Source organism: Sphaerospermopsis torques-reginae ITEP-024 (genome assembly GCF_019598945.1).
Lineage (GTDB): Bacteria > Cyanobacteriota > Cyanobacteriia > Cyanobacteriales > Nostocaceae > Sphaerospermopsis.
The window spans coordinates 4,745,011-4,771,108 of the sequence record NZ_CP080598.1 but is presented as its reverse complement, the minus strand read 5'-3'; the positions used below and the strand labels follow the sequence as shown (position 1 = coordinate 4,771,108).

Sequence of the window (26,098 nt, the reverse complement as noted above, 5' to 3'; positions counted from 1 at the left end):
TGCGCCTCTGCGTGAGATAAATCATCTCCCAAATACGGAACATATTCAGAATTATTTACCAATTTTAATTTGCTGTTTTTGACCATCCAACAAACAACTAATAGTCATATCACCCATCAGATTAATTGCAGTGCGACAACGATCAAGAAACCAATCAACCGTAATCAATAAAGCAATATATTGAGTTGGCAAACCTACCGAAGTAAAATTCCCAGGAAGGTGGCTAGAATGAGAGCGATCGCAATTTGCAATGATAAAGGAAATTGCTTCAAGAAAATAAAACCTTTGGATTTACTCATGATTTTCATCACTATTAATATTTGACAAATGATTGATTGTCTTAATCTCTAACTGATGACAGCATCAGTTGATTTATTGTTAATTTCTTTAATTATGTTCATTACCTCTTGGTACTCGGCTATTTTCCCTTTGTGTTGAAAGATATCAGCCGCTTTCTGTAAATCCTCAGTAGCACCTTTCACGTCTCCTAATTGCAAACGGGCAATACCTCTGATGCCGTAAGCTTCAGCAACGTTAGGATTAATACGTATAGCTTGGTCGAAATTCTCAATTGCCCCTTGCCAGTTTCCGAATAGCAAGCAGAAAACACCTAGATTGAGGTATGTTTCCTCATCTTGCTCAGAGTTCAACTCCATGATGATGGATGATTGTCTGTCTAAAGCCGTACTAGGAGAAGCTTTAATCTGATCGTGGGCTTTTCCCACAGCAGATATCGCTTGTGTAGACAACGAAAGGACTAACGTAACCGTAGCAGCAGCAGTTGAGATAAAACGCTTCATGGATTTCTTCTTAATGCTGAGGTATATTAGTAATTTCGCTGAATTAGTTGGTGTGCGCTAGTCCAGTTTTGGCTCACTCAGTCACTAATATAAAAGTGAGCTTGACAAATTATTGATTAGCCATTATTGAGCGCCAAGGATGACATGATTTCGTTACGGTACGTAAGCTTTTTGGTACTTTTGCGTAATTCCATTTAAAATATCTGTATTATTTGCTTAATTATTTGCTTAATTATTTGGTTATCGTCCTGAGTTTATGGCTTATTGCATCAATCCCGATTGTTCACGGCGCAAAAATCCTGATAATTGTGCCGTATGTCAAAACTGTCAAACGCCGCTGATACTACAAAATCGCTATTTAATTAAACATCCCTTGCAAGCTGAACAAGATAACTATACAAGGTATACAGAAGTATTTGAAATTCAAGATTTACTTAACCCAGATCAGCTTAAAGTTCTCAAGTCTCTCAAGGAAGTCTCACCAGAACTAGAGCGACTCTTTGAGCAAGAAGCATCAATTCTGATCAGTTTACGACATCCTGGGTTACCTGTTGGTGAAGTGATATTTCCGCTTGTTTTAAATACAAATCGCCAATTACGCTGTTTTGTCATGGAGAAAATACCAGGACAAGATTTACAAACTTGGCTATCTAAAAATAAATATTTAACATCTTATAAAATAGCATTAAATTGGCTGATCCAAATAACGGAGATTTTGCAATTCGTTCATGAGCAGAAGTTGTTCCATCGGGATATTAAACCTGCAAATATTATGCTTCGTCCTGATGGCAAATTAGTGTTAATTGATTTTGGGACTGCACGGAAATTAACCCAAACTATTGTTAACGGTAAGCAGGTGACAGTTATTCATTCCATTGGTTACACTGCTCCAGAACAACGTGACGGTTACGCTGTTTTACAATCAGATTTTTATGCACTGGGTCGGACTTTGATTTATTTACTGACTGGTATTGATCCAGCCAGCGATAACTATCAAGATTTACGTAATTGGTCTAAATATATCACAGACCCAAAAACTCCGAGAAAATTAATTACCCTAATTCAAACAATGACCGTTGCTGACTATAAGCAACGCCCAAAAAACGCGCAAGTTATTCTTGAGCAAATCACGCAGCTTGAAAAACATCCCCACCTGCAATGGCAAAAATTATTATTAACAACAACTTGTGGTGTTTTGCTGCTAATTGGTGGTAAACAAATATATCAAGAAATTACTATGCCTCGCACTTGTGACCAAATACTATACGATCATCTCAGTTGCGGCGAAGAAAGTCTGATTCCTAGTAGTTTTTGGGGAAATGGTCAGCCTCCACCAGCCAAACAATTAGCTATTGAAAAATATCGCCAGCAAAATTTTGCGAAGGCTGTGATTTTATTTCAAGACGCTTTCAATCAAGAAGCAGATGCAGAAACTTTAATCTACCTCAATAATACCAAAATTCAAATCCAATTCCCAGCCAATAAGATTTATACAATTGCCGTTGCAGTTTCCCTAGAACGTTCTACTGCTATGGGTCTACAAATACTCAGGGGTGTGGCTCAAGCTCAAACTGAGGCACTAGAAAAAGGTCAGCCTCTGCGAATTATCATTGCTGATGATAGTAATCGTCAAAATAGTAAAAGTAAAATCGTCAATACTGCCCGCAAAGTTGCCCAGCGTTTGGTAAAGTATCGTGATTTACTAGCTGTTGTTGGTCACTATACCAGCGACACCACTAAACAAACCTTGCCTATTTATAGCAAAGCAAAATTAGTGTTAGTTTCTCCTACTGCAACCTCCCATAATCTCAAAGGTCCCTTTTTTTTCCGGACCGTCTCTAGTACTGCCGTTGCCGGATCAAGAATGGCAACTTATGTATTTTCCGAACTAAAACAACGCAAAGCAGCGGTTTTTTATAGTGAAGGTAGTGAGTATGCTGAATCTCTAGCAAGTCAGTTCCGAGCATCAGCAAAGTCGTTATCTGGTCATGTGATTGACCACCAACCAGCTTTTAATCTCGCCAGCAATAAATTTGATGCCAAAATAGCATTAAATCAAGCCCAAAGGCAAAAAGCAACGGCAATTGTCCTGATTCCTGATGCTGGGGTGGGATTGCGTGATAGCATTCAAAAAGCCTTAGAAGTCATTCAATCAAACGTCAACCAATCTTGGATAATTGCAGGTAATAGTCTCTACAATCCTGATTTATTAACATCATATCAGATTACATCTTCACCAGGAATTAAACGCACAGTTTGGGCAATACCTTGGCATCCCATGAACGAAATTAACTCCCCGTTTGCACAGCAAGCTCAAACTCTGTGGAAAATCACTAATTTCCCCACCAACACAGAGATTACTTGGCGCAGTGTCAATAGCTATGATGCTGTGTTGGTATTAAGTAAAGCTTTAGAGCAAAACCCTACGCGGAAGGGTATTCAGCAAGTGTTGACTAGCTCCAACTTTTCCGTTGCAGGTGCGACTGGAGTGGTGCGTTTTGTTGGCAGCGAACCCAACAATGGGAAAATCACAATGGTGAAACTACAACCTAATTGTCATTCCAGTCGTTTTGTATTTATAGTTCCAAAAAACATAGACAAATATCTCATGCCTTTCATTTGCCGGGAATAACTCCGACGGGGCGAACTACAACGCCCTCTATCCCTAGACTAAAAGCTGTCGGGACTACTTTACGTAAAATATTCAAACTACCATTGACATCAGCATGAATCAATAAATCATGACCTGCTCTGTAGAGTTTAGTTCTAATTCTGCGACCACTAAATTTCACTTCTTTCGAGTCAGCTTTGCCATAAGTAGGAATAGGATCTTGGTCTAAAAAAGAAGCTATAGAAGTGTAGGACTCCTCCGCAACTAACACCTTTATCCCTACTAATTTCGCTTTATAACTCAATTGCTGTACAAATCGAGTATGGGGAATACAAACAAAGTTTTGATTATTTCTGCTGCCCAAATTTGCATTCTGTTTCCACAATGGATTTTGACCTATTACTAAAGTCCCAATCCCACACTTTACTAAATAAAGAGACTCTTGCTTCCGATACAAAAAAGCTAACTAATGCTAACAAACGTTTGCTTTTTCTTCCTGTTTCACCCTAGCAGTGTCGGCACTATCTAGTCCACAGGCTAACCCGCCACGGCGGACAGGCACGGTCAATCTGACCGCTTCTTGTTTTAAATTCATCGCAGCGTTTAAATCTCTGTCAATCTCAAAGCCACAACTATCACATTTAAACACTCTTTGAGATAATGACAGTGATGATTTTTTCTCTCCACAATTTGAGCAAGTCTTACTACTGGGATAAAATCTATCCACAATTACTAACTTACTGCCATACAGTTGTGTTTTGTATTCTAGCTGCCTTCTAAATTCATAAAAGCCCATATCCGCAATAGCTTTTGATAATTTCCCATTTGCTAACATTCCTGATACATTCAAGTCTTCTATGCCTATAATTGCGTGGTTTTTGCTAATATAGGTGGTGATTTTGTGTAATGTATCTTTTCTGATGTTGGCTATTTTTTGGTGTAATCTCGCTATTTTGATTTGTGCTTTTCTATAGTTATTTGAACATACTTGTTTATGACGGTTCAAATATTGCATTCTTGCTAGTTTATCTTGATACTTTTTATAGCTTTTTACACCATTGAATATTTCTCCTGTTGATAATATTGCTAGATGATTTATGCCTAAATCTACTCCTACAAACTCTTGATTTTTCTCGGTTTGAGTCGTTCTCACCTCCAGTTTCCAAGAGATAAACCATTTATCAGCCTGTTTACTTATGGTGACAGATTTAGGTTTATATCCTGTCGGGAGAATTTCATAAGTTTTCAGCCAACCAATGACAGGAACTTTTACCTTTCTGTAGTCAATTTTTATTGACCCATCTAAGGTAAAAGAATCATGTCTCCCTTTTTTCTTAAACTTAGGAAATCCTTTACTTTTTTTAAAGAAAGCTTTAAAGGCATCTGAGAGATATCTTAATGCGTATTGAGGGGCGCATTTAGACACTTCATAATACCAAGGATGGGTAGATTTAATGGCTGCTACTAACCATTTATGTAAATCTATGGCTGTAGGAAATTTGATTTTGTCTTGAGAATTAAGTTTGTTATGTAATAATACCTGTTGACAAAGTGCTAAACCTTGATTCCAAGCGTGTCTAGCTACTCCTGCGTGTTGTGCCAGTAGTAGTCGTTGTTGCTTGTTAACCTTGAGTTGGGTTTTGAATCCTAGTAGCATACAGTGATTTTACTGTAATTCTGTCACAAAGCGAAAAGATGACAGGAAGTTTTCAGCAAATGTGAGTATTTGTGAGTATTAGTTAAGAAAACAGTAGACTGCTACTAACCTTTAATTATTTTTCCCTATTCCCAGCATTTAATGGTAATTTTGTCCAGAGGTTAAGTTCTACTATATCATTTTGCATAATAGCGATTGACAAGTAGAATGAAAAACACTAACTAACAAATTGGCGGCTTGTGGAAAAAAAATCATGTAGCTAAAAAGACGTTAGGCTAGATGCGATGGGTGAAACATTTATACCTATTGCCTGGAAATAACAGCCCATGCTAACAACACCACCAAACACCAGCGCCGAATTGGCCACCAACTTATTAGTCCATTATAGTTTTGACCTCAATGGGTATAGTGCCAGTGAGTTAATTAACCATTGGCGAAAAGACTACCCGCTTGATTGGCTACATTTAGCAGTTATAGAAGCTCTGTATCAAGGACGCTATAAAGCGATATCAGTACAACAAATATTAACCTTTTGGCAAAGGCGTGGCCAGGTGTCTTATCATTTCAACATGGAATTTGAACGGATGATTTGTAGCAAATTTCCAGAAAGCCTAACCAAAACATCTGCACCAGTTTTACCAGCAATACCACAAGCAAAACCAATGCAGCCTGCCAACAAGACCTCAAAATTACCTGCTCCATCTAGTAATTATTACATGGAGAGTCACACTGCATCAGAATATCTAGCAGATCAAGAACAACAAGTTCGAGCGTTAACAACCCCCTCGTTTAAAGTTGCTGCGGATACCAGCAAGAGACAGTTAGCCGCATCTGTGAGTCAAAAGCTCATGACTCAGGGGAGTTTATCAATACCGAAGGAACTACCCCAATTAATGCCAGCAAATGCCAATAATCCCCCAATCGGACAGTTTACTCCCCAAAGGAGCGATCGCTCTGATTCCTTTACATCTAAACTCAAAGCCATGACTAGCGAACAACCTGAGTTTGCTATTTAGGGAACAGGGAACAGGGAACAGGGAACAGGGGAAGCAGTGGGAGATTAATAACCCAATGCCCAATGCCTAATGCCCCATGCCCAATTAATTAAAAGGCTGAATAATGCCTCTCAAACCCATGCTACTCAAACTTTGAAGCATTTGATTAGCACTATCTTGACTGCTAAAAACGCCCACTTGCATGACTCTGCGACCTTGTAAGACTCTAGAAAAAGCATCAGGAACTATTGAACGCACTAATTCCTGTTGTGAGTCACTGATAATCGGCACTAAAACCCGATAACGTACACCCGGACGAGTATTTGTATAGCTTCTGGGTGCTGTAGCTATTCTAGAATTACTAAAATTACTAATAATTGTTGGGTTATAGGGTGATTCATTCCTACTGAGTTGAGGTGCAACAAATTCAATGACCCCCGGTTCAACCTGTACATAATTTAATTGGGCTGTGTTCTGGGAATTATTGGTCCCTAAAGAACCTTGCACAGTAGTAGCTGGCATTTTTGGTACTTGATTACCTGGGGATGTACTTCTGCTACTGGAGAGTATCATTGGTGAAGGGTTAAAAGTTTTGGGAATGTTGGGAGCAGCAAAAACTATTTCTGGTGCTGTAGCTATTTCCTCTACAGGTACAGAAGTAGGTGGAGAATTTATGACTATTGGTGCTGTTCTGCCGCTAGTATCTACATTACCGCTGATACGATTTTTATTGAGGTTATTGCCAGCAGCATAAATTACTTGTTTGGCTGCTTTAGCGTTAATATCATAACGACGATTATTTCTAAATTCATTACCACCTGGTTCTCTGCTATTACCTAAATCTGGTATAGCTTGGGCAATTACTACTAAACCATCTTCTTGACTGCCTTGAATGAGATTATTCCGCAAAACTGGGCTAGTATTGGCTTGAACTACAATCCCTGATCTATTATCTAAAATTTGATTTCCAACCACTACAGGAGCCGCATTTTGGGCAATGTTAATCCCAAAACCTGTTCTTTGAAAGAGATTTTCCCGAATTTCAGGACGGGCATCACCAGAAATTGTAATTCCATTAGCACCATTACCCTGAAAATAATTTTTGCGAATGCTGGGAGTAGCATTACCAGTGATGGAAATTCCATCTTGGGTATTGCTGGTAAAGGTGTTTTCCTCAACTACTGTATTAGCAGATTCAATCCATAAACCATAACCACGGCTGTTAGAGTTGGTAACAGTCACACCGCTTAAACTGGCTTGATTTGCACCTACAATGCCCACATTTTGACGGCCAAAGCTGCGACTGAGATAGTCACCACCACCGACAATATTTACTCCTTTGCCTTTGTTACCAATATTTCCTTGAATAGTTACACCTGGTTTGATGATTAAGGGAAATACTTCTCCTGTGTTGGCGCTGTATGTACCAGTAGCCAGCATAATCACAGTATTTGATTGTGCTAGTTGCAAAGCTTGAGTAATTGTCTGAAAAGGAGCATTTTGACTACCATTCCCATTTTGATCATTGCCGATGCTTGGGTTGACGAACAGCAGGTTAACTTGAGAAATTGTTTTCTCATTATTGGGTTTCTGTTCTGATCTGATGGTAATCTGAGCAATGGCACTGCTAAAATTTGTGTCTAAAAGTGCTATACTTCCTATTCCTAAAGCAATGCTCACACTTAATATTGAGGTGGGCAGAACTGAAGGTTTAAGTAGGTAGGAACAAGTCCGCTTTTGTAAAAGGATATTTAGTAGACGCTTATGAAACTGTTGAAGGGGAGGCATAAACTTTATATAACTCCTGAAAAACACACAAATGATTTTTATCCGCTCAACCAGTCGTGTCCATAATATTCTCATATTTTCACCCAGTGCCTGTTTTTGATCCGGGTAAATTTAGTCAATTTTTCACAAAAAACCGCAAAGATGCAGATATTATTTAAGAGGCTGGATGTTTCTGTGAGACTACAAGCAGGGTTATTTTAATGGTCGAAGCCCACAGCCAAACACAACAAATACAACAAGTGGTTTATCGCATTTTAGACGCAAATTTGGATCGCGCCCGCGAAGGGTTGCGAATTATTGAGGAATGGTGTCGTTTTGGTTTAAATGATGCCCAGTTAGCTGAAAGCTGTAAGCACCTCCGTCAAGAGGTCTCTAAGTGGCATACTGCACAAATCAGGGCAGCACGAGATACACCAGGTGATACTGGTACTGATTTAACCCATCCCCAAGAGGAACAAAGAAGTTCTATTACATCTTTGTTACAGGCTAATTTTTGCCGTATCCAAGAAGCTTTGCGGGTGTTGGAGGAATATGGCAAGCTTCATGATGCCGAAATGGGGAAGACTTTTAAGCAAATGCGCTATCAGGTTTACACCCTGGAAAGCACTTTGATGGGTTATCAACGTCATCAGTTACTTTGGCGATCGCGTTTGTATCTGGTAACATCCCCGGTAGATAATTTGTTGGAAACTGTGGAAGCTTGTCTCAAAGGCGGGTTAACTTTGCTACAGTATCGAGAAAAATCTGCTGATGATGTGATTCGTTTAGATAGAGCTAGAAAACTACGGCAGCTATGTCACGATTATGGCGCTTTATTTATCATTAATGACCGTATAGATTTGGCTTTGGCTGTAGATGCGGATGGCGTACATTTGGGACAACAAGATTTACCTATTGCTGTAGCTCGTCAGTTGTTGGGTCCCCAGCGGTTGATCGGTCGCTCTACCACAAATCAAAAAGAAATGCAAGGGGCAATTGCTGAAGGTGCAGATTATATCGGTGTAGGTCCTGTATATGAAACGCCGACTAAAGCAGGTAAAGCCGCAGCAGGTTTAGATTATGTGAGGTATGCGGCTAAAAATTGTCAAATTCCTTGGTTTGCCATTGGGGGAATAGATGCCAGTAATATTAATGATGTCATGGATGCGGGAGCGCAACGGGTAGCTGTGGTGCGATCGCTCATGCAAGCTGAACAACCAACTTTAGTCACACAATATTTTATTTCTCAGCTTTATAGGAAGTAGGGGACTGTGGACTGGGGACTGGGGACTGGGGACTGGGACAAGATTTTAGATTTTAGATTTTAGATTTTAGATTGGAGTTCATGAAATACAATCCAAAATCCAAAATCCAAAATCCAAAATTGTATCACCAATTACCAATTACCAATTACCCATTACCTATTACCTATTACCTATTACCTATTATGAATCAAATTACATTACAAGTGAACGGAGAAACACGCAGTTGTTTATCCCAAACGCCTTTACCAGAATTACTTCAGCAGTTGGGTTTTAATCCTCGTTTGGTGGCGGTGGAATATAATGGTGAAATTTTACACCGTCAGTTTTGGACAGAGACTCAAATTAAAGATGGCGATCGCCTAGAAGTTGTTACCATCGTCGGTGGAGGATAGAAGAGGTTACAGGTGACAGGTGACAGGTGACAGCAAAGAGGCAGGGGAGATGGGGAGATGGAGAGGAAAAGATTTTTCCCAGTCACCAATTACCAATTACCAATTACCAATTACCAATTACCAATTACCTAATTTAATAGACAAGAATAACGAGATTCAGGATTATATAACCAGCGGTGATAGGTTTTGCGTTTAGCTAATTCTTGTCCTTGACGACCGAGTTGTTCCCGCAGTTGTTGGTCTTGACATAATCGTTTAAAAGCTTGTAAAACTTCATAACCAGATTCGGGATTTACCAACAGGCCATTTTCTTCATGGTGGACTGCATCCAAAATACTCCCTAAGCGAGAGGCAATGATAGGTTTACCAAAGTATTCTGCTTCTAAATGGACTATTTCAAAATTATCAAAATTATCTATGGCTTGAGCTTTGTCTTCTTCTAAAGTCAGCATGGCGAAAATGTCACTGGCTGCATAATAACCAACTAATTCCCGTTCTGGTACATCACCAGCAAAATGCACTCTTTTATCCACCCGCAAACGCTGACATTGGGATTTTAGTTGTTGTTCACAAGGTCCTATTCCGCAAATTATGTAATGAACATCTACACCAATCGTTAATAGTAAAGGAATGTTATCTATTACTTTGTCAAAGTTTTTATTTTTAATTAATTTACCGACAGAAAGAATGACAATTGCTGTTTCAGAAATGTTGTAAGTTTGACGTAAGCGGATGCGTAAATCTTCCAGATGACTAAGACTGCTGGGATTTCCAAACTTTTCTGGTCTTACTATTGGGTTAATGACATGAGTAGGAGTATCTAGGCGAAAAGTATTTCTTAATGTATCTCTAATATGGGAACTATTACAAACAATTCCTTCGGCTCTTTTCAGGGTAATTTTTAATAAAAATCGCCATAAAGGATGACGATAAATATCAACCAAATCATTACCGTGGAGGTAGATGAAAAACCGAATTGGTAAGATATAACTGAGTAATAACAAAGCTGGAAAATCGTAGCCGTGACACCATTCTATGTAACGGTAATGATAGCGAAAATATAATCTTATGGCTAGGAAAAATGAGCAAATAACGTTAAAAAAATTGAATAATGCCTTGATTATAATGCTCAAAAAATTACCACCAAATAAACTCAGCCAAAGACTCAAGTTAGTCCAACGATAAACAGGAAACTGTTGTGATTTATCAAATATTTTATCTCCACAGCAACCAGCAGCCAGTACAATTACTCTCTCTGGATCTTGTAAACAACGATTATAAACATATTCTCCAATGACAGCTTCTTGGGGATGAAATATGCGGGAGATAACTAAAATATCTGGACAAGCGGTTTTCTCCCTAATTTGTGTTCCTAGTTGTGAAATATGTTCCATAATTCAGGTTGATAAATAAACTGCAAATTTTTACACTACAGCAGGGAACTTTTAACAGGGAACAAGGTTAAAAGCATCTAATTAAATAATGTATTTAAACTTTAAGAAGTAGGAAAATAGCCTCATCAATCTGTAAAGTAAACTTGATCGTGTTTAGAGATTGATTGGCAGCATCCCAAATGTGTAAATTTATTTTTATCTAGGGAAATAAAATGCTCCAAGACTTGATATGATTGAACCGCAAAGGACGCAAAGGACACAAAGGTAAGAGATTGTGAGAGATTTTTTAGTGTTGCTACGTTCATTTTGTCAAAATTGGGATGCTCTTGATTGATTTTACAAATTGTAGCTACACAACTTGGTTCAATATATTCATGCCAGAATTTTTAACCAATATTGATGATCCCCATTTGCTCAAAAAATTGGTATCAAATTTGTATCAAACATTTGTTTCTTATGTGCCAATTCCTTACCAAAGGAGGATTTTTAATATGATTATTTTGACATGATTAAATAAAGCTAGAGTTGATCGTTGATATGCTCCAGTAATTGTATAGCGACTGCTGGAAAAATTAAATCTAGCTGATACGTAGTAGATTAGCATGAATTTTGCCAAAATTCATGCCAAAATGCCAAAAAGTCCTGAATAAATGATACTTTGAATCATGCTTTTTCTATCAAAAGGATGATTTACATCCCATCATATTTTATAATTTCTCATAGTTAATACTATTATTTATTGTGTTGGATAGATTACAATTATTAAAACGAAAAACTATCATTCAATAATGGACAATTAACAATTAAAAATTGACAATGACCTCTCCCTTAAAAGGGGAGGTTATAAACCTTGAATGAAACAATTGTCAATTATCAATTGTCAATTATCAATTGATAAATAGGTTGTCATTTGCTTGGATTAACACTGGTGTAATTTTACCAAGCTTTCTCAAGGTAATAGCTGATTACTGATAGCTAATTACTGATAACTGATTACTTAAACCTCCTTGCCAATATGTGCTGAACATAGGTTCTTGATCCGGAAAAAATTTATTCACTATCAGAAATAATTTAACCCAGAGGTTGTCATACCTAAGTCAAAATTATTGCTGTTAAGTATGTCATGCTCCAGAAAAGGTAATAATTAATTTATTCCAAAGTTTTGCACTGGTACAGATATTTTGCGGTACGGTTATCAACCAAGGAATCTTCGCTGTCTTCCCTGCCAAGTAGTGTGCATTCGCGGTAGATTAAAGATATGGCTGACAATCCCTGCGGCAGATTGTGGTGATTATGTTCTACCTTGTTTGAATCCTAGCAATAGGAGAAAAATCTTAAAAATATTGTTTTTTGGTAGCTTGTTTATGCAAAAAAAATTACAACGAATCCTCAAACCCCTGTTAAAAATTTCTTTTGTCCTGGGTCTGGTTTTGGCTTTAGCATTAAGTAATGCTGATGGTGCTTTAGCTGCACGCAGTGGTGGACGTATTGGCGGCGGTTCGTTTAGAATGCCATCAAGCAGGACTTATACACCTCGTACCTACGCACCTCCTGGTGGTGGGGGATACTATCCTGGTGGTGGTTTTGGTTTTCCGTTCCTGATTCCTTTTTGGGGTATTGGCGGTGGTTTTGGTGGACTGTTCACAATTTTGATTTTCTTTGCGATCGCTAACTTTTTAGTCCAAACTTTCCGCCGTGTCACCAGTGGAGATACTCAAGAGGTGACTTATGGCAGTAACCCGAATGTTTCTATCACTCGGTTACAAGTTGGTTTATTAGCACAAGCTAGAGGTTTACAAAGCGAACTTAACCAAATAGCTGAAAAAGCTGATACCAACACTCCACAAGGAAGAGCAGAAATTTTACAAGAAGCAAGTTTAGCTTTACTGCGTCATCCTGAATATTGGGTTTATGCTGGTGGTGGTACACAACAAGCTAAGTTAAACGCGGCTGAATCTCAATTTAACCGTTTATCTTTGGCTGAACGTAGCAAATTTAGCGAAGAAACTCTTTCTAATGTCAACAATCAGTTAAAATCTGTTTTGGCCAAAGAATTACCAGGTGATATAGATAACCCTACCCGTTTCATTAGTGAAGGTCCAGGAGAATATATCATTGTCACCTTATTAGCTGCAACCCTTGGTAAATGGGACTTTCCCCAAATTAATAGCACTAACGACTTACGTCAAGCTTTGCGACAAGTTGGTAGTCTTCCCGGTGAGCAAGTTTTAGCTATTGAAGTGTTGTGGACTCCCCAAGCAGAAGGTGATACTTTGACTTCTGATGATTTGTTAGCAGAATATCCTGATTTGAGGTTGGTTTAGTCAACTTATCTCATTATTATCAATTGATAATTGACAATTGATAATTGACAATTGTTTCATTTAAGGTTTAAAACCTCTCCTTTGAAGGGGCAAAATTAAAAAATTCTGCGCTTTCAATCCTCTCCCTTTAAGAGAGAGATACAGCAGATTTAATTGCTATGAGGTACAAATCATAATAATAAAACTCTTGTGGGGTGGGCATCTTGCCCGCCCATAGTGTACCTCATTACACCGGAAAGTGCTGTAATTGTCAATTGTTAATTGTTAATTGTCTGTTATTGAACTGCGTTTATCTGTTTTCAGACTCAAGACGCTATAACGAAAGCACCTACAGTCTTTTTTATCAGCCTCAAACCTTTGATTTATGAAGCTTTTTGGTTTATTCAGCATCCCCTATTTAATCAAATCCTGTAAGTTCTGAAATCTTGTAAATACTGATTCAGACATTTACACCTCAGCGGAAAACACCACCCGCAAACCTGACATTCTTAAACCACTTTCCGCTTCGTTCCAACTGCGACTAGCACTGCGACAAAGTTCCGCGCTGAAATTCCAAGCACCACCACGCAAAACCCGACGATGGATATCACCACCAACATCCCACACACTACCATCAACAGGTGCGCCATGATAATTATTATGCCAAGGATCTGCACACCATTCCCAAACTAACCCGTGCATATCATACAACCCAAAGGCATTTGCTATATCCAAACTGCCGACATCTGTTATTTTGTTGTAGAAATTAATTTTGGGTTCAATTGCATAAATTTCACTACCATTACAATTAATTAAATCAGAAGTTACTGTTTCCCCAAAATGAAAAGCAGTCTTAGTTCCTGCACGACAAGCATACTCCCATTCTGCTTCACTCGGTAAACGATAATTTCTTCCTGTTTTCAGCGACAACCGCAAACAAAATTCTATTGCTTCATACCAAGAAACGTTTTCTATCGGTAAATTTGCACCTTTAAATTTTGCTGGGTTGGGATTTAAATCTTGTGTAACTTTGGGTAATGCTGCTACCGCTTTCCATTGTGCTTGAGTAATGGGATATTTCCCCATATAAAAAGGTTCTATTTTCACTGGATGTTGGGGATGTTCATCAGCATTACCTTCAAATTCTGGTGAACCCATTAAAAAATTGCCACCAGGAATTGATACCATTTCTAAAGTGACGTTTCTATTCAATTCTTCTGCAAAAAATTGGGCGCTTCCTCTGTCTCGATAAACTTCTCTCCCTCCTGTATCTACAGTAATAATCTCAAAATCAAATGTTTCTAAATCTGGAACAGTAACAATAATTTTTTGTTGTTTTGTAGGTGTTTCGATAATAGGGGCAAATTTTAACTCTATCGGTGTTGATGATTCGATGTTTAAATAATTTGGGAAATTATTTGGGAAATTATTTGGGAAATGATTTGGGAAATCATGTTTTAAATCATGTAACACTTCTATTGCTGACTGATATCTATCACTAGGAAAATGTTGTAGTAAATGATCTAAAATGTATGTTAATTCTTCACTAATATTAATGCCTTTTTCTTGTAAACGTTCTTTCCATAACCATTTTGCATTCATCGGATCATACAGAGGATCTTTCAATCCATAGGTATGTTGCATGGGTAAATCTTGAGTTAATAACCGCACACAAGTTACACCCAAAGCATATAAGTCACTTCCATGACAAGCAAAACCTGCCATTTGTTCTGTGGGTGCATAACCTAATGTATAAATAGCTGTTGCTTGTCTAGCTATACTTGTTTGGGTAACTTGTTTTGCACCACCAAAGTCAATTAATACAGGTTTTTGGTCTGCATTTCTACGAATAATATTCTCTGGTTTAATATCCCGATGAATGACGTTTTTTTTGTGAATAAAATCAAGAACTGGTAATAAGTCTATTAGCAGTTGACGCACTTCTGTTTCAGTATACGCCTTTTCTTGTACTTCTTCTAGGAGTGTTTTCCCAATAATAAATTCCTGCACTAAATACAAACTTGAACCTTGTTCAAAGTAAGCTAATAAACGAGGAATTTGCGGATGGTTTTCTCCTAGTTCATACAACCGAAAAGCCTCCTCTTTGAAAAATTCTGCGGCTTTTGCACGTTGTCCTGTTCCCTGCACTTGGGGGAAAAATTGCTTAATAACGCAAGGTGCGTCTAGTCTGTCTACATCTTCTGCTGCGTAAGTTTTGCTAAACCCACCTTCACCTAATAACCGCAAAACACGGTAACGGTTTCTGAGGATTTCACCAAATTTATCATGTCCACAAACAATGCAGAATTTACTGTAGTTAGGGTTGAAGGGATTTGAACAATTGGGATTTTGGCAAATTTGCATGGCTGAGGGGAAGATAGCATTTTGTCCAAATTCAGCCCCAATATTTAATTAGTTATTAGTTATCAGTTATCAGTTATCAGTAGGAATAAAAAAAAGGGTTATATATGGGCGCACAGATTTCCATTATTAAGATAAATATTAGAATATTTTTGATAATTTGTCAATGGTTTTTTAATTGTTTTTTGGTAGCTTCATATCATATTTTTGCAGTGTAAATAGTTATATAATTGATAATTGACAATTGATAATTGACAATTGTTTCATTCAAGGTTTAAAACCTCCCCTTTCAAGGGGCAAAAAAGCCAAAAATTCCGCTTTTTCAATCCTCTCCCTTCCAGGGAGAGGTAATTGTCAATTGTCCATTATTGAAGGGTAAGTTGTAAATTGGCGCAAACCTAACTACTCAACGCCTTGATAAACCGCTGCAAACTCTTAAACACACTGGGTTTTTTGGCCGGTGTTCCGTCGGTGGTTTGTGGTTGTCCTTTCATCAGGATCATGTCTATTTCATCACCTGATGGTTTTTTGGGTAATTCAGCTATTTTTTGATATTCGCCTGCGGTTTCTAACCACACTTCCCAATCTCCAGGATAGCAGCGCATGAGGGCGCTTTCATCATCGACAGGACGCAAATAATAGCAAGATTCAATGGTACTAATGAAACGTTTGCGGGTTTCTCGCGCTGCATAACCTATACCCACTGTACCGGAGTCTTCCAGACGGGGGTTTAACATGACAAAGGGGCGTTCACCAATTAATTCACAAAGTTTTTCTAGTTGGGGTACTTCTACGGAAGTAGGGGCGATAAACAGGAAAATTTCATCTTCTGGTTGAATTTTTGCTTGTAGGGAAGCAGTTCTTCCTGTACCGATATCTAAAATTTTAAATGGTACATCTGCCCAATCTCGACGGGCTAAAGCGGCTGCACCAGCATCTGCAAAGAAGACTTTGAGACGGGATTCATATTCAGCGAATACGGGGATAAATTGTTCTGCAACTGGCATAAATTTGAGTTCTGGGAACAGTAACTCAACTTGAATGCGAGTGATACCATCAGCTAAAGCCGATTTTACCGCTTCACGAGATTGAGCGATCGCATCTTCTAGGGTTTTGGGGAGTTCAGCCATAATTTTGTAATTTGAGAATCGAGTTTTGATCAACTGTCTGCATCAATATTCAATTCTCGCAGTTTGGCCGCTAAACGTTCAGCTTTTTGTGTTGTTTGTTCTACTACTGGTGCTGGGTAAGTGTTAACTGTGTTTTAAGGGAGCATCCGGAATGTGTAAATTTATTTTTATCTAACGAAATAAAATGATCCAAGGAACTGGATATGATTGAACCGCAAAGGGCGCAAAGGACACAAAGGTAAGAGAGTTGTAGGGAGTTTTTAGTGTAGCTGCATTGATTTTTTTAACATTGGAGAGAACTCATTTATGACGAAAAATTAGAGCAAATGCAAAAAAATAAACAATTGACAGTAAAAAAGCCATTGCTGATGCAGCTTGGTGGTTATTTAACGCCGCTTTCGTCTCCCTAGTTGCATCAGTAGTAGCTGGAGTTTTAGCAGTAATTACACTCAATTTATTTGTTTAAATTCAAATTGATTTCTCTCTGTGCCTCTGCGCTTCTGCGTGAGAAAAAATCTTATTCATTTACCTGAAAATCGCTGTAATAATTATTAATTAAGCCTCTTAATCAGAGGCTTTTTAATTGAATGGAAAAAAAGCTAATTCCGAATTACCCGATGTTTTTGTAAATCGTCTAAATTACAAACTTCCAAAGCTCTAGAGTGGGTAGCTTCCAAAACTACTGGAGGAGCAACACCCGCTTCTAAAGCTTCTTGCCATCTCGCTGCACATAAACACCAACAATCTCCAGGTTTTAAACCAGGAAAATTAAAATAAGGTACAGGTGTGCTTAAATCATTGCCTTGGGATTTTGTATATTCTAAAAATTCTGCTGTTACTTGAGCGCAAACAACGTGCATCCCAAAATCTTGCCCTCCTGTGTTACAAAAACCATCGCGGTAATACCCAGTCATGGGAGATGTGCAGCAAAGTTCTAGTTTTGTACCGAGTACGTTTTTAGCTTCTGTCATGTTTTTAGATTGTTTTGCTTCTCAGATATATATATGTACATAAAATTAATGGAATTATTTTATGATACCATGTATTATTACTATAGTCTAGGTTGTAAATTTGAATTTCCTAAATATCCAATCACATTGAAAAAATGAACCCGTCAAATATTACCATCAGAAAAGCAACAATAGATGATCATCAAGGCGTGACAAAGTACGCTATCAAAAAGGAAGGGTGAAACGGTTAGAGATTCTATGATATCATTTATTAGCTGTATAATTAGTAATATTTTTTTGGGTCTAAGCTATGGAAAATTAGGTATGAAGGGTATTCTCACCTTGGAAGAAATTGGTACTGAAAAACAAGAACGACACGCAATTGAGTTCGATTTCTTAATGCCACTTCGTCAAGCAGTTAATCTCAATGACTTACGCATTAATGATATTCTGAAAGGACCACCACAAACAATGCACCGCCTTTCTTTAGAAAATTACAAAAAAGCTGTTGAAATAGGAGGTATTTATGCAGGCTAAATATATCAAAGCATTAAGTATTAAGCGAATTTATGCTGAACTTATTATTGACGGCAGTAAAAAAATCGAGTTACGAAAACGTTCAATTGGTCTTGAATTAGGTGATTTAATTCTTTTGTACGAAACTACACCATATTCTATGATAAAGGGAGGCTTTATTGCGGATAAAACTTTATGTTTACCTGTTGCTCAAATGTGGAGTAAATATCACCACATTCTAGGAGTAGACAAAGATTTTTATGATATATATTTTGACAAATGTGAATTGGCTTATGGTACTTTTATATATCAGAGTTTTTCTTTCCCCTCAATTTCTCTGAAAGAAATAAACGAACTTTGCCCTAATTTTATTCCACCACAAGCCACCATCAATTGGCGTAATAATTGGTATGTTCATTCAGAATGGATTGATGCACTTAATAAGGGAAGGCATCAGTTAATGGAGCAAGGCAGACTAGGTGAACAATTGAGTTTATTTGCTTAGTAGATAGATTTGATTAATATTATTAAATTCTTGGTGGTAAATAAAATAAACTCAATGAAAAACAACCTTAGTTGTAAAAAATGAGATAAACAATATGGAAAACCGTAAAATCATTTTTGTCGGTGGAATTCATGGTGTTGGTAAAACAACTCTTTGTAAAAAGATAGAATCAAGATATAATATCGAACATTTTTCGGCAAGCAATCTAATTGCTAAAGAAAAGGTTGAGGAACATCTTTGTAATAAACAAGTTGAAAATGTTGCTGAAAACCAGGATTATCTAGTCACAGCAATCAACAAATATTTTCAGAGTGAAAAATGGTATTTGCTTGATGGACATTTTGGTTTATTAAATACGAAAAATGAAATAACTAAAATTCCCTACTCAACATATCAAGGTATTTGCCCAAGTGCTATTCTTCTGTTGATTGACGAACCCAAAAATATTTATAATCGTTTAAATTTAAGAGATAGTATTAAACATGATTTAGCTTTGCTGCGCTCTTTTCAGGAACAGGAAATTTATTACTCCCAGTACATCAGAGATAAATTAAACATTCCCTATCTAATGTGCAACGTTAGTGAAAGTGAAGAAAACATATACAGTTTTGTTGAAGGTTTAGTTACTCAAGATGTATGTGAATAAATTTGTTTTTCTTCTTAGCTATTATTTATAGATAGCAGATGAATCAAAATCAGGATTTCCTAGATTTAAAGATTTACAAGATTCAGTAATAAATTCATCCTTAATTCTGTAAATCCTATAATCCTGGTAATCCTGATTCTGACATTCTCAACTTATCATCTACCAAAAACAGTAGTCAAAGAACGAGCTATATTTTGCGGTTGCATAGCATCCATCGCTGCGGTTGGTTCATAACCACAATGCACCATACAATCAGCACATTTAGGATTACCACTAGCGCGTCCGTATTTACTCCAGTCAGTTTCATCTAACAATTCTTGGAAAGTTTGATAATAACCTTCATTCAACAAATAACAAGGTTTTTGCCAACCTAAAACACTATAACTAGGACTACCCCAAGGAGTACATTCATAGTCTTTCTCACCAATGAGAAAATCTAAAAATAAGGGGTTGTGATTAAAGTTCCAGTTCTTTTTCCCAGAAGTGTAAGGTGCAAGAATTTCTCTAAATAAAGCGCGGGTTTGTTCTCTTTGCAGAAAATGATCTTGATCTGGTGCCCATTCATAACTGTAACCAGGAGAAATCATCATCCCATCAACTTTTAAAGTATCGAGAAAATCAAAAAACTCCTGCATTTCTTTGACATCACAACCTTCAAAAATAGTCGAGTTAGTAGTGACACGAAAACCTTTGGCTTTAGCAGCACGAATCGCTTGGACAGCAACATCAAAAACTCCTTTTCTGTCTACACATTTATCATGCCATTCCCGCATTCCATCAAGATGAACACTGAAGGTTAGATAAGGAGAAGGTTGAAATTTATGGAGACTCTTTTCTAATAACAAACCATTGGTACACAAGTAAACATATTTCTTGCGTTCTACTAAACCTTTAACAATTTCATCAATTTGTGGATGTAATAATGGTTCTCCTCCAGGAATAGAAACCACAGGTGCGCCACATTCTTCTACTGCTGCAAAACACTGTTCTGGAGTCAAATTTTGTTTGAGAACTTCTGTAGGATGTTGGATTTTTCCACAACCAGAACAAGCTAAGTTACAACGAAAAAGAGGTTCTAACATTAAAACCAGAGGGAAGCGTTTACGTCCTAACAGACGTTGTGTAACTAAATATTTACCGATGTCTATAGCTTGTTGTACATTAATCGCCATTTAATTATTCTCCTCTCTTAATAACACCACATCGTTTGTAGTCAGCACTTAAGTGCTGACTACGAACTTATTTGACATAACCATTAGAAACAAACCAATCAACAGCGTCTTTGAGTGCTACCTTCAAAGAAGACTGAGGTAGACTAAGTTCGCGGATGGCCTTGGAAGCATCATAATACATTGGTTGCTGTGCCATGCGAACACCATCTATAGGAACTGTGGGTGTTTTCCCTATCAGTGCAAGAATTTTCTCTTCTATCCAAGCAACACTCAATGGTAAAAAAGCGGGAACTGATATTTGCGGTGCTTTTAATCCTGTGATGTCGGATAGTATTTCTAGCAGTTGTTTGAGACTGAGATTTTGATTTCCTAAGATATAGCGATCGCCCCTTTTTCCTTTTTCCAAAGCTAGTAAATGTCCTCTCGCTACATCTCGCACATCAATAAAGTTTAAACCTGTATCCACATAAGCCGGCATTTGTCGCCGCAAAAACCGCAGAATAATATCACCGGTGGGTGTGGGTTTGATATCCAATGGTCCAATAGGACTGCTAGGATTAACTATCACTATATCTTGACCTTGTTTTGCAGCTTCCTTTGCTTCTTGTTCAGCCAAAAATTTAGACTTTTTATAGTCTCCCACTAATTTCTCTACAGGACTCTGATGAGTTTCATCCACAACTTGACCAGATTTTCCTACTCCTATAGCTGCTACAGAACTGGTATAAACTGTACGTTCAATTCCGGCTTTTTGCGCTGCTGTTAAAATATTCCGTGTACCTTCCACATTATGACGATACAGTAAATCCCGATCTTTTTGCCATAGGGAATAATGGGCAGCTACATGAAAAAGATAATTACAACCTTGCATCTGTTTCCAGATATGCGGGTCATTTAAATCACCTTTGACTATATCTATTTCTAATCCTCGCAGATTTCCCAGGTTGCTACTTCCACGTACTAATGCTGTAACTTTATATCCTTCTTGTAACAGCGATCGCACCACATGAGAACCTACAAATCCTGTACCACCAGTCACAAAAGCCCGCATTAAATAACCTCTCACTCCTCAATATGCTATTTTAATATTGTCAGAATCAGGATTTTCAGGGGAGCATCCCAAATGTGTAAATTTGTTTTTATCTGGGGAAATAAAATGATCCAAGGATTGATATGATTGAACCGCAAAGGCGAGCCAGTGCGTTGGGCGGCTCTGCCGACTTGTAGCAACTGGCGTGCAAAGGACACAAAGGTAAGAGGGTTTCAGAAAGTTTTTGGTGTGGCTGCGTTTCTTTATGCAAAATTGGAATCTCCCAAATTTACAGGATTTATCCTCAAAAAATACAGGCACTTTCTATATTTAATAAGTTTAGTTTATTGATTCTTGATTTTTGATAAGAAAAATTGAAAAAAATTTTGTTTTTTCAGGGTTCGGGGCGGGGCAGATGTGGTAAGATAGTCTTATTAATATAATGGAATGTAAGCAAAATTTTTTTGAAGGCACGCATTCCCATTATCAGAATATCAGGTCTAGAAAAAAAAGTCAACGGGTTTAGATCCCAAAAAACGAATTTTTTTTAATTTTTTAATTTTTTTTTAATCTTTAGATGTCCTGAGAAATTGCAGCGACTAAAATCCTGTAAATCCTTAAATCCTGGACATCCTGATTCTGACAATAAAATCATACCACAAACCAACCAGCCTGTAAATCCTTAAATCCTGGAAATCCTGATATGGCTAACGCCACGCTACGCTATCAGACATTTTCCTATATTTCCACATATTGCCAGCGTTTGGTTGCTCCGGTTTCTCTACAGATTAAAATCCCAAACCATTCTAATCTTTCCACATTTTCAGCAATGGCATTTTTGTATTTTCCACCATTTTTAAATTGAGCAGCAATTTGTTCCACTGTCCACTCGCTGGTATTGGTGCGGAGTAAGTCGCGGATAGTTGCAAGTTGGTCTTTTGGTTGTTTGGGAAATGTTTTTTGTTCGCTGGGAATAATCACAGTTTCTTCTGTTTCCATAACTTCCGTTAGTACCTGTTGAGTAACTTCCTTTGGTGCTTGATATTCAGGACGCAACCAGCGAATTATACCATGACGTTCTTCTTCTGCACGTTCAGCATTGAGCGCAACTAACCTTTCTAAAATTATTTCTTCAATTTCGGCTTTTGTTTTTTGATTATCTTTTAAATCTTGCCATCCATAAGCATCAAAAACCGCGTTATCTAATTCATCATGAATTTGTTTGAGGGTGGAAACTAAGGCTTTATTGTTATATGCTTTATCTGCTGCGGTAAATGTTTCACCTTTGCGGAGTTTTTCTAGCAGGTTATACATTCCGGTAATTGTGATTTCGGGATGTTGTGTTTGTACTCGTTTACGGTGGGAGTCTAATCTTTCTCCTAATTCTCGGATTTTCTGTTTCTGTTCTGGTGTAGGATTTGGGAAAGGGAATTTATCAAAGCAAATAGATTTTGGATAAACAGGAGTTACTCCACGCTGAGAACCAGACGCTAAAGCCCAAATTACATGAATATAGCTAGATAAAACACCCAAATAATAAGCATCACTTAATCCAATGACAACTAACTTATGTTCTGCTAAAACCTGACTATCTACAAAAATAAAAACACGATGTTTTGAAGTTTCTACAGTTACAATATAACGGTCTAAACCTGCTATAGCTTGACGAGTTTTAGGCATATTTTCCCCAAACAACCACCAATTATCTTTTCTTGTTTTACGATTATTCGTATCTCGTTCTGGTTTGACTTTTAACAATATTTGTTGAAAAGCTTTAGGAGCTTGCTTTTGTGCTTCAGCTATACTGAGATTAAAAAAGTCTATGACTTGTAAATTTCGAGGAATTTTGAGTACATCATTGCCATTAATTATAGAGCGTAAGCATGGGTGATTATTTTCTAATTCAGAACTATCATCAACTAAAAACCCCCGATTTCCTAACATGACACCCATCCCCGCAAGGCCATAGTTAGACTTTAATGAAAAAGCTCCAACAATATCTATACCAATTCTTATATCTGATTGAATTAAACCATGACTGGTAATAGTTTCAATTTCAGCTATACCATCCATCGGGTTAATTTTCTCTAATGTTACTAAAGATAATTTGCCAATTCCATTTCCTGAAGCTGCTGATGTCATTGCAATTCTTACAGATGCAGAATCTTGAGTATCAACCCAAGGATGATCTGGAATTGCAAATATTAAATGAATTGGTTGTGTTGAGGTAAGAGCATCACTAATTACTCTCCGATTGAATGTTTGTGTAATACTATTAGTGGTAACAAAACCAAATCTGTTAATTTTTTGGGTAGCGGTTAATTTTGCAGCCTTATACCACCAATACATAACATAATCACAGCTATCTGGAACTTCATTTTTATAAGTATTACGCATAGTTTTTACATAACCTTCTCCTAAATTTTCAATCATATATAATTTACCAATAAAAGGAGGATTAGAAACAATATAATCTGCATCTGGCCATATAGCAGGACGAGGATTAAGATAACGATAAATAGGAATTTGATCACTCGCATCTGGAACATCTTCACCCGTCACAGGATGCTTGATCATTTTTCCACCCCAACGAGTTTTCACCTTACCCGTTTTAGTATCAATATCTAACTCCTTCCCATCATAATCTAACACCGCATCCCGAAATTCAATATTATGAAAATCCTGTAAAATCGGTTCTGGTGGTGGTGTACTTCCATAGCGTTTAAAATGCCATTGTAAATAACCAATCCAAATTACTAACTCTGCAATAGCGGCCGCTCTAGGATTAATTTCAATCCCTAAAAATTGTGAGGGGTTTACCTGTTTTCTTCCTGCTAAACGCGGATCAAATTCCTCTAATAAATTCGTTGTCACCTTTCCCAAAACATCCAGCAACCGCATCTGTACTTCTTGTTCCAATGTTTTCAGCAAGTCTAACGTCACATACAAAAAGTTACCCGAACCACAAGCAGGATCAAGAATGCGAATTTGTTGTAATTTCTCTAAAAATGACCTAATCTCTTTTTCAGCTTTTTCTATTTGTGCTTTTGTCGGTTTTTGCTGTTTTTCCTTGAGCGTTAAAAACCGATCAACCTCAGATTCAACTAATAACCATTCTTCTCTTAAAGGTTCTATTACCACCGGACGCACCAACCGTTCAACATAGGATCGGGGTGTGTAATGCGCTCCTAAACTTTTACGTTCTTTACTATCTAAAGCTCTTTCTAATAATGTCCCAAAAATCGCCGGTTCTACCTCTGTCCAATCTTTATTTGCAGCTTCATATAAAACCTCTAATTGCTCTTTTGGTAAATCAAAAGCTGTCGCATCAGCAAAAAAGCTACCATTAAATTGGGGGATTTCATCAAAGTTAAATTCTCCCCCAGTATTCATGACTTTCCACAGTCTTTCAATCTGGGTTTTAAATGTCTTGGGTTCAACCAACCAACGTTCTTTTAAAGCTTTAGTAAAAACATCCCCTTTCAATAATTTCACATCTTCTGCAAACATGGTAAAAATGCAGCGCATCAGGAAATTTGCGACTTCTTGCGGTTGGTGTCCTTGTTGTTCTAACCATTTCGCTAATTTAGCTAAGGTATCCGCAACTTCTCTTGTTACCCGCGCTCGATATTTTTCCGGGTTTAAACTTTGCGGATCATTAAATATAGCAACAAAACGATTAAATACTTTCTCATCTAAAAGCTGATCAAGATTAATTTTTTCCCGCGCACCATAACCACCATAATTACCACTAAAACTCATCCAAATTTCAAAATGTGAACCAATATCACAGGTAATTAAAAAGGGTGGTTTACTTGGTAGAAAAGGTGTATAACTTTGAGCTTGATAAAACGCTTTTTCCATCGCTATATCATAGGTTTTTGTTCCGCGTTTAGCAGTACCCCGTTTATTTGCATTTCCCCCTTGTTTAGCTTCTATTAAAAAATGTCCTTCTTTGTAGAAGTCTGCAAAGTTGGTAGTTTCTCCATCTTTGTTAAATATCTTGATGTCTTTGTCAAAACAATAGCGATCGCCTGGTATACTTCCTTTAGGTGCTGGACGTTCTACCGTCAGAGCATCACAAAGTTCTAAAAAGAAACTCTGATAATTTGCTCTTTCGTTACCCTGCGAACCTTTCCACTTTCTGAGGAATATTTCTACTCGTTGACGATCTTCATTTTTCATGGCAAAATGGTATATTAATTGTTATGAAAATCAATATTTTACAAGATTTTTGTCTGCATCAGGATGTCCAGGATTTTAAGATTTACAGGATTTTAAGATTTACAGGATGTAGCAAAAAACTTAGGTTTTACACAAATCATAAGTTTAAGTTATTTAGATTTTGAAAATCTATAAGTTTTTTTGAAAAAAATTTCTTTTTTTTAGGGTTCGGGGCGGGGCAGATGTGGTAAGATAGTCATATTAATATAATGGAGTGTAAGCAAAATTTTTTTGAATGCAGGCATTCCCATTATCAGAATATCAAGTCTAGGCGAAAAAGTCAACGGGGTGAACCCCAAAAAATCGAATTTTTTTTTCTAATTTTGAATTTTTTTTAATCTTTAGATGTCCTGAGAAATTGCAACGACTAAAATCCTGTA

General features: G+C 37.4%; 20 protein-coding genes and 1 pseudogene. 8 read left to right on the top strand and 13 right to left on the bottom strand.

Annotated features, from left to right (window positions below):
- Positions 1-51: 51 nt before the first annotated feature.
- Together K2F26_RS22185 and K2F26_RS22180 are read right to left on the bottom strand one after the other, a co-directional pair.
- Positions 52-207: pseudogene (locus tag K2F26_RS22185) on the bottom strand (cation:dicarboxylate symporter family transporter); the annotation flags it as partial.
- Between the two features lie 140 nt (positions 208-347).
- The gene (locus K2F26_RS22180) at positions 348-800 is read right to left on the bottom strand and encodes a tetratricopeptide repeat protein (RefSeq protein WP_137666480.1); all 453 of its coding nucleotides are present in this window, start codon (positions 798-800) and stop codon (positions 348-350) included.
- Between the two features lie 256 nt (positions 801-1,056).
- Between K2F26_RS22180 and K2F26_RS22175 the strand changes: the two genes are divergently transcribed.
- Complete coding sequence (locus K2F26_RS22175; RefSeq protein WP_220609517.1) at positions 1,057-3,432, top strand: bifunctional serine/threonine-protein kinase/ABC transporter substrate-binding protein; 2,376 nt, start codon at positions 1,057-1,059, stop codon at positions 3,430-3,432.
- Here K2F26_RS22175 and K2F26_RS22170 read toward each other — a convergent pair.
- Both K2F26_RS22170 and K2F26_RS22165 read right to left on the bottom strand, forming a co-directional pair.
- Positions 3,416-3,868, bottom strand: coding sequence for an IS200/IS605 family accessory protein TnpB-related protein (locus K2F26_RS22170; RefSeq protein WP_302850031.1), 453 nt, complete (start codon positions 3,866-3,868; stop codon positions 3,416-3,418). The genes K2F26_RS22175 and K2F26_RS22170 overlap by 17 nt on opposite strands.
- A 15-nt stretch (positions 3,869-3,883) precedes the next feature.
- Complete coding sequence (locus tag K2F26_RS22165) at positions 3,884-5,068, bottom strand: RNA-guided endonuclease InsQ/TnpB family protein (RefSeq protein ID WP_220609516.1); 1,185 nt, start codon at positions 5,066-5,068, stop codon at positions 3,884-3,886.
- A gap of 326 nt (positions 5,069-5,394) precedes the next feature.
- Between K2F26_RS22165 and K2F26_RS22160 the strand changes: the two genes are divergently transcribed.
- Positions 5,395-6,084, top strand: a complete 690-nt coding sequence (locus K2F26_RS22160) for a hypothetical protein (protein WP_220609515.1) — start codon at positions 5,395-5,397, stop codon at positions 6,082-6,084.
- Between the two features lie 84 nt (positions 6,085-6,168).
- Here the strand turns inward: K2F26_RS22160 and K2F26_RS22155 are convergent, their stop codons facing one another.
- Positions 6,169-7,851 (bottom strand): DUF1565 domain-containing protein, encoded by a 1,683-nt coding sequence (locus K2F26_RS22155; RefSeq protein ID WP_220609514.1) that lies wholly within the window; start codon positions 7,849-7,851, stop codon positions 6,169-6,171.
- 200 nt (positions 7,852-8,051) lie between these two features.
- On the opposite strand from K2F26_RS22155, the gene K2F26_RS22150 reads away from it, so the two are divergent.
- Together K2F26_RS22150 and thiS are read left to right on the top strand one after the other, a co-directional pair.
- Positions 8,052-9,095 carry a thiamine phosphate synthase gene (locus K2F26_RS22150; protein WP_220609513.1) on the top strand — a complete coding sequence of 348 codons (1,044 nt, stop codon included), beginning with the start codon at positions 8,052-8,054 and terminating at the stop codon, positions 9,093-9,095.
- 179 nt (positions 9,096-9,274) lie between these two features.
- The gene (thiS, locus tag K2F26_RS22145; RefSeq protein WP_220611985.1) at positions 9,275-9,487 is read left to right on the top strand and encodes a sulfur carrier protein ThiS; all 213 of its coding nucleotides are present in this window, start codon (positions 9,275-9,277) and stop codon (positions 9,485-9,487) included.
- A 128-nt stretch (positions 9,488-9,615) separates the two neighbouring features.
- On the opposite strand, the gene K2F26_RS22140 is transcribed toward thiS, so the two are convergent.
- A complete protein-coding gene (locus tag K2F26_RS22140) occupies positions 9,616-10,881 on the bottom strand; it encodes a glycosyltransferase family 4 protein (RefSeq protein WP_220609512.1) in 1,266 nt (421 codons plus the stop codon).
- A gap of 1,364 nt (positions 10,882-12,245) precedes the next feature.
- On the opposite strand from K2F26_RS22140, the gene K2F26_RS22135 reads away from it, so the two are divergent.
- Entirely contained in the window at positions 12,246-13,205 is a 960-nt protein-coding gene (locus K2F26_RS22135) for a DUF1517 domain-containing protein (RefSeq protein WP_220609511.1), read from the top strand.
- A gap of 447 nt (positions 13,206-13,652) precedes the next feature.
- Here K2F26_RS22135 and K2F26_RS22130 read toward each other — a convergent pair whose 3' ends face one another.
- From K2F26_RS22130 to K2F26_RS22115, 4 genes are all read right to left on the bottom strand, one after another.
- Complete coding sequence (locus tag K2F26_RS22130) at positions 13,653-15,548, bottom strand: bifunctional serine/threonine-protein kinase/formylglycine-generating enzyme family protein (protein WP_220609510.1); 1,896 nt, start codon at positions 15,546-15,548, stop codon at positions 13,653-13,655.
- A gap of 395 nt (positions 15,549-15,943) precedes the next feature.
- On the bottom strand, positions 15,944-16,675 hold the full coding sequence (locus tag K2F26_RS22125) for a DUF1995 family protein (protein ID WP_220609509.1): 732 nt from the start codon (positions 16,673-16,675) through the stop codon (positions 15,944-15,946).
- Between the two features lie 300 nt (positions 16,676-16,975).
- Positions 16,976-17,128 carry a hypothetical protein gene (locus tag K2F26_RS22120; protein WP_220609508.1) on the bottom strand — a complete coding sequence of 51 codons (153 nt, stop codon included), beginning with the start codon at positions 17,126-17,128 and terminating at the stop codon, positions 16,976-16,978.
- A 146-nt stretch (positions 17,129-17,274) separates the two neighbouring features.
- Positions 17,275-17,646 carry a DUF2237 family protein gene (locus K2F26_RS22115; protein ID WP_220609507.1) on the bottom strand — a complete coding sequence of 124 codons (372 nt, stop codon included), beginning with the start codon at positions 17,644-17,646 and terminating at the stop codon, positions 17,275-17,277.
- A 303-nt stretch (positions 17,647-17,949) separates the two neighbouring features.
- Here K2F26_RS22115 and K2F26_RS22110 point away from each other — a divergent pair, with 303 nt between their 5' ends.
- The 3 genes from K2F26_RS22110 (at position 17,950) to K2F26_RS22100 (ending at position 19,292) form a co-directional block, all read left to right on the top strand.
- Positions 17,950-18,162 carry a hypothetical protein gene (locus tag K2F26_RS22110; protein ID WP_220609506.1) on the top strand — a complete coding sequence of 71 codons (213 nt, stop codon included), beginning with the start codon at positions 17,950-17,952 and terminating at the stop codon, positions 18,160-18,162.
- Complete coding sequence (locus tag K2F26_RS22105) at positions 18,152-18,646, top strand: ASCH domain-containing protein (RefSeq protein ID WP_220609505.1); 495 nt, start codon at positions 18,152-18,154, stop codon at positions 18,644-18,646. The genes K2F26_RS22110 and K2F26_RS22105 overlap by 11 nt, the downstream gene beginning before the upstream one ends.
- 94 nt (positions 18,647-18,740) lie before the next feature.
- On the top strand, positions 18,741-19,292 hold the full coding sequence (locus K2F26_RS22100) for an ATP-binding protein (protein ID WP_220609504.1): 552 nt from the start codon (positions 18,741-18,743) through the stop codon (positions 19,290-19,292).
- A 155-nt stretch (positions 19,293-19,447) separates the two neighbouring features.
- Here the strand turns inward: K2F26_RS22100 and hpnH are convergent, their stop codons facing one another.
- From hpnH to K2F26_RS24995, 3 genes are all read right to left on the bottom strand, one after another.
- Positions 19,448-20,464, bottom strand: coding sequence for an adenosyl-hopene transferase HpnH (gene hpnH, locus K2F26_RS22095; protein WP_220609503.1), 1,017 nt, complete (start codon positions 20,462-20,464; stop codon positions 19,448-19,450).
- A 67-nt stretch (positions 20,465-20,531) separates the two neighbouring features.
- A complete protein-coding gene (gene hpnA, locus K2F26_RS22090) occupies positions 20,532-21,515 on the bottom strand; it encodes a hopanoid-associated sugar epimerase (RefSeq protein ID WP_220609502.1) in 984 nt (327 codons plus the stop codon).
- A gap of 717 nt (positions 21,516-22,232) precedes the next feature.
- Entirely contained in the window at positions 22,233-25,679 is a 3,447-nt protein-coding gene (locus K2F26_RS24995; RefSeq protein WP_246605450.1) for a class I SAM-dependent DNA methyltransferase, read from the bottom strand.
- Positions 25,680-26,098: the final 419 nt, after the last annotated feature.